The organism is Pseudoalteromonas sp. QJM3NY_12, assembly GCF_056173165.1.
Genome location: NZ_CM149661.1, coordinates 2,814,637 through 2,829,175, shown reverse-complemented (window position 1 = coordinate 2,829,175; position 14,539 = coordinate 2,814,637). Strand labels below are relative to the sequence as shown.

The following is a 14,539-nucleotide window of genomic DNA, read 5'->3' as shown; positions in this document are numbered from 1 at the left end:
TTTTGTTGTTAGAAACCCATTAGGGTATTTTAATTTTTCATGTATTTACTTTACATGCGCATAACGCCAAAAGCGTTATACGAACAATTCTAGCAGGTCATTTAAAAAGCGATGGCCTTTAAGGCTTACTTGCCAATGGCCGTCTTTTTCTATTAATAAACCTGTGTTAATGGCTTTATTCAAAGCCGCTTGTTGGCTTTGTAATGGCTGATTAGTCAGTGCACTGTAGTCTTCAATCGGGCATGGCTCTGTTAAACGAAAGCGATTCATAAAAAATTCAAACGCTAAGTCGTCTTGTTCTACTTGCCAGCTTTTGTACAAGTAGGGCTTAATAATGTCCATGTAGCCCCGTGGATGTTTAACCTTTTCAGTGCGTGTTATCACCCCCGTTTTCGCATCAGTGACCTTACCATGGGCGCCACAGCCAATACCAAGATAATCGCCAAACCGCCAATAATTCAAGTTATGTTGGCATTGAAAGCCCGGTTTTGCATACCCCGATATTTCGTATTGCTGATAGCCTGCTTGTGCTAATAATGCTTGGCCTTGTTCTTGAATATCCCATAAGGTCTCATCTTGCGGCAACGTGGGCGGTTTTGAAGCAAATTGTGTATTAGGCTCAATGGTGAGCTGATACCAAGAAATATGTGGAGGGCTCAGGGCAATAATTTGTTTTAAATCACTTAGTGCGTCATCGAGAGATTGCCCTGGTAAACCATGCATTAAATCAAGGTTAAAGCTATTCAACCCTGCTTCAGTAGCTTGTTGTGCCGCATAACAGGCTTCATCGGCACCATGAATTCGGCCTAAGGCTTTTAACTTATCATTTTGCATGCTTTGCACGCCAATAGAGATACGGTTAATCCCTGCTTTTACATAATCTTTAAAACGGCCAGTTTCGACTGTGCCCGGGTTTGCTTCAAGGGTTATTTCACAGTTATCGCTTAAACCAATTAGGTTATCGATTTCATTGAGTAAACGGGTATATGCTGCGCCGGTTAATAGGCTTGGCGTGCCGCCGCCAATAAAAATACTGTGAATTTTTCGCCCTTGTACTAAGTGTAAATCAGCTTTTAAATCGTCAATTAAGTGCTGTACATATTCAGCTTCAGGGATGTCACCTTTTTGCCCGTGGCTATTAAAGTCGCAGTAAGGGCATTTTTGCACGCACCAAGGCACGTGCACATATAAACTCAGTGGAGGAAGGTTCACAGGCCGCCTTTGTGTTGTAACTCTTGTAGTAATTTATTAAGTGCTTGCCCACGGTGACTTAGTGCATTCTTCTGCTCTTTTGTAAGCTCTGCACTGGTACAATTTTCTGATGGTACAAAAAAGATAGGATCGTAACCAAAGCCACCTTTACCGTGTTGGCTAAGGGTAATTTCGCCCTCCCAGCTAGCACTGCAAATAAGTGGAGTAGGGTCGTCGGCATGACGCATTAGTACCAACACACACCAAAAGCGAGCGCTGCGATTAGGGTTGTTGCCTAAATCAGCCAGTAATTTATCGATATTATCTTGATCGCTTGCGCTATTTCCTGCAAAACGAGCAGAGTAAACACCTGGCGCGCCATTCAGGCCATCCACTTCTAAGCCTGAATCATCTGCAATAGCAGGCAGTCCGGTAATTTTAGCCGCATGACGCGCTTTAATTATCGCGTTTTCTACAAACGTGGTGCCTGTTTCGGCTACGTCACTGACATTAAAGTCGCTTTGCGGTACAACATTAATATTAAGTGAGCTGAGCATGTTAGCCAGCTCATTCACTTTTCCGGGGTTACCGGTTGCAAGTACTAAGGTGTTGGTCATATTTAATCTACGTAAAATTTTTGCTTAAACTTTAATGTTTGAAACTGATTACCTTGTTGGATTTCAATTTCAAAACGTAAAATTTCTTCGTTGGTGTAATCTACTTGTGCTAGGTAATAAATTGAATCGCCTTCAACGACTTCTTTAAAGTTAAGGGTTTGCTTGTTACCTAATAAGTTTTTAGCGATACCTTGTAATGTCGCTTTTTGAGCGGCTTTATCTGCATTATTTTTTAATATTGAAATATTAACAATACCTTTATAGCCACTACGCTCAAGGTCATAGGCTTTAGCTATTTGCGGTTGAATAAACGTTGATGGAAAGGCTATGTAATGAACTTGCCAAGGGCCTAGTTCTTTGTATTGGGCGCCTTGTTCTTGAGCGCTGTGTGCATTAAATGCTAAAGCGAGACAAGCAATAAAACAAAACTTTATTAAACGTTGCATGGTTAACTCCTGAGTATGTAAAAAAGAGGCGCTAGGCCTCTTTTATATTACGTTGTGCTTAAGCTAAAAGGTCCATTAGCAGCATTTGTAAAAACTGAATGCCGATGATCAGTACCAATACCGATAAGTCTAAGCCTCCTAGTGGAGGTAAGATTTTACGGATCGGCTTTAACATTGGCTCAGTAAGCTGATGGAATACCGCTTCAATTGGGTTATAGCCTTGGCTTACCCAGCTTAAAATAGCGCGGATGATTAACACCCAAAAGACTAAATTTAAACCTTCTTTTAAAACAGTTATTAGCGCCTGTATAAGCACAGGTTGAATAGCCCAAGAGCTATAAATAAGCCACATTAATGTACTTATTTTTGCCGCAGCCACTATAAATGCCAGCAACAAAGAGGCTAAATCAAGCCCGCCTAGCCCTGGAATGATTTTTCGCAGCGGGTTAACTGCAAACGAAGTGGCTTTGACCACAAATTGGCTCATCGGGTTGTAAAAGTCGGCTTTTGCCCACTGTAGCCAAAAACGCAGTAGTACCACCATTAAAAATAGATCAAACAAGGTGCTAATTAAAAATTGCATGGCATTCATAGTATAACCTTCAATAAAAAATGGTTTTAAAGTTCTTGTTCCATTTGCACTGCACGCGCAATACACGCATCCATTGCATCACCCACAGTTTGGGTTAAACCTTGCGCTTTTAAATGCTCAACAGCTGCATGCGTGGTACCGCCTTTTGAGGTTACATTTGCACGCAGTTGCGAAATGCTAATATCTGGTTGGCTAAGTGCCATTTCAGCTGCGCCTAGCGCTGTTTGCTGTACTAAGCGACGCGCGTCTTCATCATTAAAGCCAAGTGCTTTCGCTTTTTCTTCAATCGCTTCCATAAATAAGAAAAAGTAAGCTGGCGATGAGCCTGTCACAGCAATGATATCGTTAATTTGCGATTCTTGCTCTACCCACACAACTATACCTGTACATTCAAAAACTTGTTGTACAAATTCATGTTCGCTTTGCGTTTCGCCAGCGCCATATAAGCCCGATACACCACGGCCAAGTAACGACGGTGTATTTGGCATACAACGCACCATTTTCACATCTTGGCCAAGCATTTCACGTAAGCGTTTAACGGTTAAGCCTGCAGCGACTGAGATAAATAATTTATCACTAAAGTCGATGCCTGAATCTTGAAATGATTGGCACAAGTCGCCCATCATTTGTGGTTTAACAGACAGAACAATGACATCTGCATCGCGCATAGCTTCGTTATTATCACTGGTGGTTTGCACCTTAAAGTCGGATGCTACCTTGGCTAGTTTTTCTTGGTTGCGGTTAGTTGCAATAATATTGTTTGCGTTAAAGCCGTTTTTTACCATGCCACCAATGATGGCGTAGCTCATATTACCTGTGCCTATAAATGCGATTTTTTTATCTGACATATGTCTGTTATCACCTTTTAAGTTCGTGTTCCAAAAATATCTGTGCCGATCCTCACCATGGTTGAACCTGCCGCTATGGCAGTCTCTACATCGTTACTCATCCCCATCGACAACGTATCTATATGAGGATATTGGGTCTGTAGTTTATCAAAGCAAGTTTGTAATTGCTCAAAATATTGAATTTGCGTGTTAGCATCGTCACTTTTTGCAGGAATAGCCATTAGTCCGCGTAATTTTAACTGTGAACACTGACTTATAAATTGCGCTAGTTGGTCAATCTCTTCTATGGTACAGCCTGATTTAGCATCTTCTGCGCTAATATTAACTTGTATCAGTACATTAAGAGCGGGCATTTCCTGTGGGCGCTGAGCGTTTAAGCGTTTTGCTATTTTTAGTCTATCGACGCTTTGTACCCAGTCAAAATTAGCAGCCACCAAAGCGCTTTTATTTGACTGTATAGGGCCAATGAAATGCCAAACAATATCGCTAAATGTGGCTAGTTGCGCTATTTTATCTACAGCTTCTTGAACATAAGATTCACCAAATTGGCGTTGCCCTTGCTCATAAGCTGCCATAATATCAGAGGCGGGTTTGGTTTTAGATACTGCAAGTAACGTAATTTCGTTACTATTACGCTGTGCATTTTGCGCTGCCTCTGCAATTCTAGCGTAGGCGGATGTGAGTCGTTCTGCTATTGTAACCATATATTTATCAGTTAGTTGTGGAGTCATAAATGGATATCACCGAATTATTGGCATTTAGTGTGCAACATAAAGCATCAGATTTGCACTTATCATCAGGGGTGTCACCTATGATACGTGTTGATGGTGATGTGCGACGTATTAATATACCAGCACTTGGAGATAAAGAAGTCAGCAGTCTGGTTTATGACATTATGAACGATAACCAGCGTAAGGACTATGAACAAAATCTCGAAGTGGATTTTTCTTTTGAAGTCCCTAATTTAGCACGTTTTCGTGTAAATGCCTTTAACTCTAATCGTGGTCCTGCTGCCGTGTTTCGTACTATCCCGAGTGATGTATTGACACTTGAAGATTTGGGCGCGCCGGAAATATTCAAACAAATTTCAGATAACCCACGAGGCTTAGTATTAGTTACCGGCCCTACAGGCTCAGGTAAGTCGACTACACTCGCAGCCATGGTGGACTATATAAATCAAAATAAACATCATCATGTACTGACCATTGAAGATCCTATCGAATTTGTGCACGATAATAAACTCAGCTTAATTAACCAGCGTGAAGTTCACCGCGATACACATAGTTTTTCTAATGCCTTGCGAAGTGCATTGCGTGAAGACCCTGATGTTATTTTGGTAGGTGAGCTACGAGATCTAGAAACTATTCGCCTTGCTATGACTGCTGCTGAAACTGGTCACTTAGTGTTTGGCACTTTGCATACCACGTCGGCACCTAAAACCATTGACCGTATTATTGACGTATTTCCTGGTGAAGAAAAAGACATGATCCGCTCTATGCTCTCGGAATCATTGCGTGCGGTTATCTCACAAACACTGATCAAAAAGGTCGGTGGAGGGCGAGTGGCTGCACACGAAATCATGTTGGCAACGCCTGCTATTCGTAACTTAATTCGTGAAGATAAAATTGCTCAAATGTACTCATCGATTCAAACCGGTGCGTCGCAGGGCATGCAAACCATGGATCAATGTTTAACAAACCTTGTTAACAGAGGCATTATCACTCACTCAGCGGCGTATACAAAAGCACAAGATAAGACGCAGTTTAGCGCTTAAGGAATTATTATGACTTTATCTCTAAATCACTTTTTACAAATAATGATCGACAAAAAAGGCTCTGATCTATTTGTATCAAGCCAGCTGCCTATTAGCGCTAAAATTAATGGCGAGCTGATACCTCTTAATGATGACAAGCTAACCGATGAGCAAGCGCTGGAATTAGTTGAATCAGCGATGAGTGAAAAGCAAAAAGCAGAGTTTCATAACACCAAAGAGTGTAACTTTGCGATTGCAACCAGCGAAGGGCGCTTTCGTATTTCGGCTTTTTGGCAACGCGATAGAGCGGGGATGGTTATTCGCCGGATTGTGACCCAAATACCTGATGTAAAAGAACTTGGATTGCCCTCAGCGCTTACAGATGTGATTATGTCAAAGCGCGGACTGGTATTATTTGTCGGTGGTACGGGAACCGGTAAATCAACGTCTTTGGCGGCGCTTATTGGTTATAGAAATCGCAATCAACGTGGGCATATTTTAACTATAGAAGATCCAATAGAGTTTGTTCATGAACATAAAAAAAGCATTATTACTCAACGTGAAGTGGGCTTAGATACTGAAAGTTTTGAGTCAGCACTAAAAAGCTCTTTACGCCAAGCGCCTGATGTTATTTTGATTGGTGAAATTCGATCGCAAGAAACTATGGAGTATGCGTTAAGCTTTGCAGAAACAGGTCATTTATGTGTTGCCACCTTACATGCTAACAATGCTAACCAAGCTATTGATCGTATTATGCACTTAGTTCCAAAAGAGAAGCACGATAAGCTTAAATATGATTTAGCATTAAACTTACGCGCTATTATTGCCCAGCAGCTTATCCCTACCTCTGATGGTGAGGGACGTGCTGCTGCTATAGAGGTATTATTGAATACGCCAATGGTGAGTGAGCTGATTAAAAACGGTAACATTGGTGGTATTAAAGAAACTATGGCCAAATCAACTGAAATGGGCATGCAGACCTTTGACCAAGCGCTGTTTGAGCTTTACAGACAGCAACGGATTAACTATGCCGATGCACTTCATCATGCAGACTCGCCAAATGATTTACGTTTAATGATAAAACTGCGTAATAACGAGCAGCAAGGGGCAGGCTTTTTGCAAGGTGTAACCATTGATGGCCTTGATGATAAAGGTAATATTACCTAAGGACAATTAACTCGTTGCTGCCTACATGGATATAAGCCAGTAGTATAACGTAGGAGCAGTTATCGAGCCAGCTAGGTTATAAACCTCGCGCCATGATTAAATCGCCCCTTACTTGAACGAGTTTTAATCCGCAAAGGTTAATAGACCCAAATCTAAATCCACGCATAAAAAAAGCGCTTTAAGCGCTTTTTTTGTTAAATCAATTTATTCGCCATAACTGGCTTCAAAAAAGCTCTCTAGAATTATCACCGCAGACATATTATCTACGTTGCCTTTACCTAAGTTTTTATAACCACCACGTTCAAACAACCGTGCTTTAGCATCAGCGGTAGTTAAGCGCTCATCTTGAGTATGAACCGCTATACCGTAATGATTATGCAAACGGTTGGCGAACTTTTTGGCTTTAAAGGTAACCTCTTGAGAAGTGCCATCCATATTAAGCGGTAAGCCAACCACCATTAAGTCAGGTTGCCACTCTTTTACCTGTACAGCAATGTCATCCCAATTAGGGATGCCATCTTGAGCTTTCACCGCCTTTAGGCTGGTGGCGCTGCCTGTCAATTCTTGACCAATTGCAATACCAATGCTCTTAGTACCAAAATCAAATCCCATTACGGTGCGCTCACCTTGCGGTTTTACTGTTTTTTTAGTCATGTTTGTCTTTTATGTTATTAGGGTCTGTTAACCTTTCAAGGTTGAATTTGCAGCAGTCTGTTTGGTATTTAGGCAAGGCAGAGCCTTTGTGGTGTGGTTATTCCCCATAAATAGGCGATAACGCAGCATCAATGCCAAACAGGCGCTGCCCGAAGGGTTCTGCCTAGGGGCGATTTACTCTTTGTTGCTCGGTTTTTACTTAGCCCACTAGGTTACAAACTTCGCGCCGCGATTAAACCGCCCCTAGTTTGAACAAATTTTAATCTGCAAAGGTCAACAGACCCTAAGCATGTCCAGCTTCGGGGCTTAATTGGCTAACATCAAAACCAAGCATAGAGACTGCCATTTCCCAGCGCTTTTCCACTGGGGTATCAAAAATTATTTTGGGGTCGGCTTTTATAATCAGCCAGCTATTATCAAGTAGCTCTTGTTCTAACTGGCCTTGCTCCCAACCTGAGTAACCTAAGGTAATTATAAATTGCTCGGGTGCTTGAGCGGTAGTTAATGTGGCTAATACATCTTTTGAGGTAGTGATCATAATATCACTGCTCAATTTTTGGCTTGCCGAGTACCCAGGTTTTGGTGAATGTAGCACAAAGCCACGATCCGTTTTTACCGGCCCGCCAGCATACACTGTCACTTGCGCGGCATGTTGCGACTTATCGTTATCAATATCAATTTTGTCGAGTAGCTCACCTACGGTAACATCAATCGGCTGATTGATAACAAGTCCCATAGCGCCTTCTTCATTGTGTTCACAAATATAAGTGACCGCACGTTTAAAAAAAGGGTCTTGCATTGATGGCATTGCAATTAAAAAGTGATTTTCTAATGACTGCATAATTTTTACCCCTTTAGTTATTGAATCTTGAGTATGGCATAGTCCCATGTTTTAACACTAAAAATTTATTCAACTTTAAGCGATGACTATAGAAGCGTCAGCGCTTAAAGTTTGTTATGGCTTTAGCTAAGTTTTCTCTCTATGGCATCAAATAAAATACCGGTAATAGAAATGTCGTAAGCGGCCTCAATTTCTTTAACACAGGTTGGTGCTGTTACGTTAATTTCAGTTAACTTATCGCCAATGATATCTAAGCCAACAAATATTAAGCCTTTTTCTTTCAATGTAGGGGCAACTGCTTGAGCAATTTTAAGATCTGACTCACTAATTGGGCGTGCTTCACCACGTCCGCCGGCGGCTAAGTTACCGCGCGTTTCGCCGTTTTGTGGAATACGCGCTAAGCAATAAGGAATAACTTCACCATCAACAACCAATACGCGCTTGTCACCTTGAGTGATCTCTTCAATGTAATTTTGCGCCATCGCAAAGCGACTGCCATGCTCAGTTAAGGTTTCGCATATTACGCCAATATTGGCATCATCTGCTTTTACTCTAAAAATAGAAGCACCGCCCATACCATCCAGTGGTTTTAAAATAATATCCTTGTGCTGGGCTAAAAATTCACGGATTTGCTTTTGGCTGCGGGTAACTAATGTATCAGGTGTGTGCTCACTAAACCAAGCTGTAAATAGTTTTTCATTGGCGTCACGCAAGCTCTGTGGCTTATTAATAACTAAAGTACCCGCTTGCTCAGCACGTTCTAAAATATAGGTTGCGTAAATATATTCAGTATCAAAAGGCGGATCTTTACGCATTAAAATAACGTCTAAATCAGCCAGCGCAATGGTGGTTTTTTCTTCAAGTTGGTACCATTTTTCTGCGTTATCAAAAACCTGCGCTTTGGCTGCAGTGGCGTAGGCATTGCCTTGACGCAGCGATAAATCATCCATTTCCATGTAGTAAATTTCGTAGCCACGGGTTTGCGCTTGCATCATCATTGCAAAACCGGTGTCTTTTTTAATATTAAATCCACTAATAGGATCTGAAATAATACCTAACTTAATTGCCATGCGCTGTGCCTTAATTTATGTGTTTTTTACAACTGTAATCTTGATATGTGGGTGCTTTTTGTTATTTCAATTAGCTAAATCGCCAAATTGTAATTGCAGTGCGCTTAAAACGGTTAACGCTGCTGTTTCTGTGCGAAGTACCCGCGGGCCTAAGCGAATATCTACAAATTCTTGTTGCTTTGTTTGTGCTATTTCATCGTCAGTAAATCCGCCTTCCGGCCCTACTAAAAAGCGCACGCCGTCATCGGGAATGGTAATAGTTTTAATACTGTGTTCGGCGCGAGGATGCAAAGTTAATTTAATGGCAGCTGTTTGCTGTTCAAGCCAGGTTTTTAAATCAACAGGTGAGTGTACTTTTGGCACAAAGTTGCGCCCAGATTGCTCTGATGCGGCAATGGCTATTTTTTGCCATTGCTGGTGTTTTTTTTCTAAGCGGTCGCCACTTAGTTTTACGCCGCAGCGCTGGCTAAAAATAGGAGTGATTTCAGTGACCCCTAATTCAACAGACTTTTGAATGGTAAAATCCATTTTGTCACCACGGGATACGCACTGGCCTAAATGAATTTTTAATGGTGATTCAACGTCATGAGGATTAAATTCAAGTGGCATAACAACCACGCTCTTTTTACTCACCTCAATAATTTCACTGAGGAATTCTCCGCCTTCACCATTAAAAATAGAAACCTGTTCGCCCACTTTCATGCGCAACACTCGACCTATGTGCCCTGCAGCATCATCGTCAAGGTTTAAAGGAGTATTAAGGGCAATTGGTGATGATTGATAAATATGAGGCACTCGCATGGCAAATCACTTTTTTACATAGAAGTTATATCCCTCTATGGTAAGTAAGCAAAGGCTTGGGTGCAATTATTTATTTTTCATATTCAGGGACTGCAAGCTCTGTTAGTTCTTGTGCGGTTTGGGCTATATCGGTATCACAGGACAAATGATTTGAATGGCACTCTTCATTTATGGGGTTAATGTCATAGCCATGATTGGTTTGACTAATAATATAGCGTTTTTCATGTAATGAATTATAAATAAAGCGCTGTGTATCATCAGCGAGCAAATAATCTGTTTGATTGAATAATACGCCTTGAACATTATGGTGTTCGTGAAGGTAGCTGGCCAGTTCTGAAATACTGATTTCGTTCTCAATATCGCAATAGCAATAATCTTTAACGAGTTCATCAAACATCATTTTAACCAGCTTTTGCGTGTTCGCACCGGCTATAATGATGTCTTTTTTAGCAGCATCATTAGTATTTATGTAATACTTTACAAATGCTCGACTGAACTCGTTATCTATATCAATTAATAGATAACTTCCTGTTTTAATTGCCATATACCTAAAATCCCTGTTAATTTACCAAACAATTAAATAGGGACGTTAAGCAACGGCTAAATTTAATGAGTTTGGTACTAAATTGAAAACATACTTATTAATAAATAACCAATAGCACAAAATACAGCAAATTCAATACAGGCAATGCCAATATTATCCTGATGATCGACTTCAAGTGCGGTATCTATATTTGGCATTGAAATAATTTTTATAATATACGTTAAACAGTATAGTAACAGCCACATCACACCGCAATGCATTACCAAAGTAAATAAGTTCTCTACCATTTTACCGTTTTGAAACGCCGCACTCGATAAACCAGCATACGCAGCAAGAGCTAAGCCTATTGATTTACCCGCATAGCGAATACCAATGGAGGTGTTTTCTAAACCAAAGTTACTTTGCAATGAGGCCCCTTGGTTGGCTTTAGCAAAGCGGTTTTCGCGTATTTTACTGTCTAGGGCAAACATGCCTTGTAAAACAAAAAAGCTTACCGAGGCTATTAATAAATTACTAAAGCCTTGAGTGTGTGTCCACGTATATAAACCCAATACTAAAATGCAGTTGGCAATCAGCATGCCTGAATCAACCAGCGCCGCACAAACGTTTTGTTTTAATATAGCTGCTTCTTCATTAAAGCGGCGTAATATCCACTTACGGTGGATTAAATGTCCCATTTTTATAAACGAAAATAACAGCACAATTAACAAAATGACTTTCAGTGGATTTGATTGAGCGGTGCTAACACTAATTTCATCGAACAAAAATGCCATTGTGGCGATCACCACTGATATTTCAGAAGCAAAACTAATTCCCATTGCAAAGTTATCATGTTGCGCTAATTCTTCTTTAAGTGCTTGTTTTGCTTTTATTTGAGTCACAATTCTTAAACTTATGATAATAATACAAATAACCACAAAACTAATAGCAATCGCAACTAAACTAGTGTTAGATAATGATAAATATGACATGGTGTTCCTAAATAGATTTACCTTGATAGGTTTTTAACCATTCTAGTATGGTTATTGGTGAGATAAAAGAGGGTATTGATGAGTAACGACACGCAGCTTCCGATTGAATTACAAAAACTGGGTGAAACGCGTTTTGCAGCGCTGTATCCCGAACAACAAATCCAGCAGCAAATCGTGCGTTTATTAGCGTTAAGTGATTTTGCTTGGCGCAGTTTAAGTTCTCAACCTTCGCTATTATCTTGGTTGCTGTGCGAAGTTGAAATTAACAATAGAGAAATTTCAGATCCCTTTGCAACGCTTAATATAAATGAAGTCGAAGAGCAGCAGTGTCATCAATTACTGCGCCAATATCGCGAAAAGTACTGGCTAAAAGTCGCTTTTTTAGACTTATGTTGTGAAAACTCAATTGCGGATAGTATTAAATACATTAGTGAACTTGCCAATAAACTAATAAACAGTGCTAATCAATGGGCCTACAAAAATGTTGCTAAAACTAATGGTGAACCATTAGATGAAGACAAAAATTCTTTACCATTAATGGTACTAGGCATGGGGAAGTTAGGTGGGCAAGAACTCAATTATTCATCTGATATCGACCTTATTTTTGCATACCCCCGCAACGTTAAAACCCAAGGCGGTCGTCGCTCGCTCGAAGCATCTGTTTTTTATACTAAAGTGGCCCAAAAGCTAATTACAGCCCTGAACCAATGTACTGTGGATGGCCAAGTATTTCGGGTTGATATGCGCCTGCGTCCATTTGGTGAAAGTGGTCCGTTGGTGATGAGCTTTAATGCCATTGAAGATTACTACCAAGAGCAAGGGCGTGATTGGGAGCGCTATGCGATGTTAAAAGGGCGTTTAATTGGCACGCCTAATCGTTATTGGCAGGAGTTTAATACCTTGTTGAGACCTTTTGTTTATCGCCGCTATATTGATTTTTCGGTGATTGAATCGCTTAGAAAAATGAAACTCATGATTGCCCAAGAAGTGCGTCGTAAACGCTTAACTAATAATATTAAACTAGGTGGTGGCGGCATTCGCGAAGTTGAATTTATTGTTCAAGCATTGCAAATGGTCAGGGGCGGCAGAGAAGCAAATTTACAAACACAATCTCTATTAACTGCATTAGAGCAGCTAACAATTAGCCAAGTGATTGATGAGCATGAAGCCAGAGGGCTTAAAAATAACTACCTTTATTTGCGTAAGGTAGAGCAATACCTACAAATTTTTGATGATCAGCAAACACAAACTCTGCCTGATGATGAGCTAAATCAGCAACGGCTGAATGTATTGTTGAAGCAAGGTAATTTTGACTCAGCTATTGAAAAAATAGAACAGGTCATGGCGCAAATTAATAATGAGTTTATTCAGGTAATTGGTGAAGAAACCGAACCACTTGATACTTGTGAAGGCGCGTTTATAAGTACTTGGGATCATGGTGATGTTAGCTTTTTGAATGAACCAAGAGAAGAGTGGCAAACACCATTACATGACTTCAAACAGCGCCTATCTAAAGCCAAAGTGGGCAACCGTGGACGCGATATTCTTGATAAATTAATGCCTGCATTGCTCAAGCAATTAAATGACTTTAATGCTACTGCCAGTGCGTTTACAACGGTATGCCAAATACTAAATAAAATTATTTCGCGCACCGCTTATTTAGAGTTGTTGTATGAAAACCCTGGAACGTTAAAGCAGTTAGTTTTGCTCTGTTGCCATAGTAAGTGGATTGGAGAGCATATTTCATTGTATCCCATTTTGCTCGATGAACTTATCGACCCTGCAGTGCTATACAAACCGACCCCATTAACAGCATATAAAGATGAAATAAGACAGTATTTTTTACGTATTGAACATGACGATCTTGAACAACAAATGGAGGCATTACGTCAGTTTAAACAAACCCACCAATTACGTATTGCCGCCGCAGATGCCACTGGCGTAATTGATGTAATGAAAGTAAGCGATCACTTAACTGCACTTGCAGAAGCAATAGTTGATCAGGCTGTTAATATTGCTTGGTATCATTGTGTTAAACGTTTTGGCATGCCACCCAATACCGATGATGAGCATAAAGGCTTTGCCGTTATTGCGTATGGAAAAACTGGCGGTTTTGAGGTGGGTTATGACTCTGATCTCGATTTAGTGTTCGTGCATAACCATGACGGTACCAGCTACACCAGCGGCGACAAAGCAATTGACTCAAGACAGTTTTATTTAAAACTAGCGCAACGATTAATGCATTTATTTAATACCCGTACTGCTTCAGGTATTTTATATGAATTAGATACTCGACTTCGCCCAGAGGGGGCATCAGGGTTATTAGCGATTAACTTAGAGAGTTTTAATCATTATCAACAAACCCAAGCATGGACGTGGGAGCATCAAGCTTTAGTGAGAGCGAGACTGATTTTAGGCCAAACTGAATTAGTAACGCGTTTTGCACAAATTCGCGCCGAGATATTGTGTCAAAAACGTGATGTTGAACTGCTAAAGACCGACGTAATTAAAATGCGCGAAAAAATGCGTGGTCATTTAGCTAAAGGTAACGAACAGCAGTTTGATTTAAAACAAGACGTGGGGGCGATGACCGATATTGAGTTTATTACCCAATATTTAGTATTAAAGTACGCTCATGAGTTTAACCACTTATGCGACAATTCTGACAATGTCAGAATTTTAACGGACGCGGCTAAAATTGGTTGCATTACAGACACACAGAAACAGCAACTTATTAAAGCTTATATAGATTATCGCTCACGCTATCATGTGTTGAGCTTAGATCAGCAGGGTCGTTGTGTAAAACGTGAAGATTTTAGTAAAGATATCAATAATGTAACTGCTGTTTGGAAAGCTATTTTTGAGTTGGACTGATTTATAAGCGCTCAATGACTATTGAGCGCTTATAAAGCCAAGGGTCTGTTGATCTTTGCGGATTGATATTTGTTCAAACTAGGGGCAATTTAGTCGCGGCGCGAGGTTTGTAACCTAGTGGGCTCGATAACTGCTCCTGCGTTATTCTACTGGCTTACATCCATGTAAGA

At 40.5% G+C, this 14,539-nt stretch carries 15 protein-coding genes; 3 read left to right on the top strand and 12 right to left on the bottom strand.

Annotation, left to right across the window (positions count from 1 at the left end):
* Nucleotides 1-75 precede the first annotated feature (75 nt).
* Genes hemW through AC0VZ5_RS13265 form a run of 6 tightly spaced genes read right to left on the bottom strand, consistent with a single transcriptional unit; the run spans nt 76 to nt 4,425 of the window.
* Nucleotides 76-1,212: a radical SAM family heme chaperone HemW gene (gene hemW / locus AC0VZ5_RS13290; RefSeq protein WP_138609264.1), complete on the bottom strand. Its 1,137-nt coding sequence runs from the start codon at nt 1,210-1,212 to the stop codon at nt 76-78.
* On the bottom strand, nt 1,209-1,808 hold the full coding sequence (locus AC0VZ5_RS13285; protein ID WP_138569545.1) for an XTP/dITP diphosphatase: 600 nt from the start codon (nt 1,806-1,808) through the stop codon (nt 1,209-1,211). Before AC0VZ5_RS13285 ends, hemW begins: the two co-directional genes overlap by 4 nt.
* A gap of 2 nt (nt 1,809-1,810) precedes the next feature.
* Entirely contained in the window at nt 1,811-2,254 is a 444-nt protein-coding gene (locus AC0VZ5_RS13280) for a DUF4426 domain-containing protein (RefSeq protein WP_055012523.1), read from the bottom strand.
* 58 nt (nt 2,255-2,312) lie between these two features.
* Entirely contained in the window at nt 2,313-2,846 is a 534-nt protein-coding gene (locus tag AC0VZ5_RS13275; RefSeq protein ID WP_008113334.1) for a YggT family protein, read from the bottom strand.
* A 26-nt stretch (nt 2,847-2,872) separates the two neighbouring features.
* Entirely contained in the window at nt 2,873-3,694 is an 822-nt protein-coding gene (proC, locus tag AC0VZ5_RS13270; RefSeq protein ID WP_138609266.1) for a pyrroline-5-carboxylate reductase, read from the bottom strand.
* A 17-nt stretch (nt 3,695-3,711) separates the two neighbouring features.
* The gene (locus AC0VZ5_RS13265; RefSeq protein WP_178956570.1) at nt 3,712-4,425 is read right to left on the bottom strand and encodes a YggS family pyridoxal phosphate-dependent enzyme; all 714 of its coding nucleotides are present in this window, start codon (nt 4,423-4,425) and stop codon (nt 3,712-3,714) included.
* A gap of 2 nt (nt 4,426-4,427) precedes the next feature.
* Here AC0VZ5_RS13265 and AC0VZ5_RS13260 point away from each other — a divergent pair, with 2 nt between their 5' ends.
* Nucleotides 4,428-5,468 (top strand): type IV pilus twitching motility protein PilT, encoded by a 1,041-nt coding sequence (locus tag AC0VZ5_RS13260; protein WP_010391590.1) that lies wholly within the window; start codon nt 4,428-4,430, stop codon nt 5,466-5,468.
* A 9-nt stretch (nt 5,469-5,477) separates the two neighbouring features.
* Nucleotides 5,478-6,614 carry a PilT/PilU family type 4a pilus ATPase gene (locus tag AC0VZ5_RS13255; protein WP_138609270.1) on the top strand — a complete coding sequence of 379 codons (1,137 nt, stop codon included), beginning with the start codon at nt 5,478-5,480 and terminating at the stop codon, nt 6,612-6,614.
* A 204-nt stretch (nt 6,615-6,818) separates the two neighbouring features.
* Here the strand turns inward: AC0VZ5_RS13255 and ruvX are convergent, their stop codons facing one another.
* The 6 genes from ruvX to AC0VZ5_RS13225 form a co-directional block, all read right to left on the bottom strand.
* Complete coding sequence (ruvX, locus tag AC0VZ5_RS13250) at nt 6,819-7,268, bottom strand: Holliday junction resolvase RuvX (RefSeq protein WP_013465849.1); 450 nt, start codon at nt 7,266-7,268, stop codon at nt 6,819-6,821.
* Between the two features lie 283 nt (nt 7,269-7,551).
* A complete protein-coding gene (locus AC0VZ5_RS13245) occupies nt 7,552-8,109 on the bottom strand; it encodes a YqgE/AlgH family protein (RefSeq protein ID WP_010391585.1) in 558 nt (185 codons plus the stop codon).
* A gap of 122 nt (nt 8,110-8,231) precedes the next feature.
* Nucleotides 8,232-9,179 carry a glutathione synthase gene (gene gshB, locus AC0VZ5_RS13240; protein WP_138609469.1) on the bottom strand — a complete coding sequence of 316 codons (948 nt, stop codon included), beginning with the start codon at nt 9,177-9,179 and terminating at the stop codon, nt 8,232-8,234.
* A 66-nt stretch (nt 9,180-9,245) separates the two neighbouring features.
* Entirely contained in the window at nt 9,246-9,980 is a 735-nt protein-coding gene (gene rsmE, locus AC0VZ5_RS13235; protein ID WP_138609472.1) for a 16S rRNA (uracil(1498)-N(3))-methyltransferase, read from the bottom strand.
* 70 nt (nt 9,981-10,050) lie between these two features.
* The gene (locus AC0VZ5_RS13230) at nt 10,051-10,524 is read right to left on the bottom strand and encodes a hypothetical protein (protein WP_138609474.1); all 474 of its coding nucleotides are present in this window, start codon (nt 10,522-10,524) and stop codon (nt 10,051-10,053) included.
* Between the two features lie 77 nt (nt 10,525-10,601).
* Nucleotides 10,602-11,495: a DUF350 domain-containing protein gene (locus tag AC0VZ5_RS13225; RefSeq protein WP_138609475.1), complete on the bottom strand. Its 894-nt coding sequence runs from the start codon at nt 11,493-11,495 to the stop codon at nt 10,602-10,604.
* Nucleotides 11,496-11,573: 78 nt separating this feature from the next.
* Here AC0VZ5_RS13225 and glnE point away from each other — a divergent pair, with 78 nt between their 5' ends.
* Nucleotides 11,574-14,369 carry a bifunctional [glutamate--ammonia ligase]-adenylyl-L-tyrosine phosphorylase/[glutamate--ammonia-ligase] adenylyltransferase gene (gene glnE, locus AC0VZ5_RS13220; protein WP_475473197.1) on the top strand — a complete coding sequence of 932 codons (2,796 nt, stop codon included), beginning with the start codon at nt 11,574-11,576 and terminating at the stop codon, nt 14,367-14,369.
* Nucleotides 14,370-14,539: the final 170 nt, after the last annotated feature.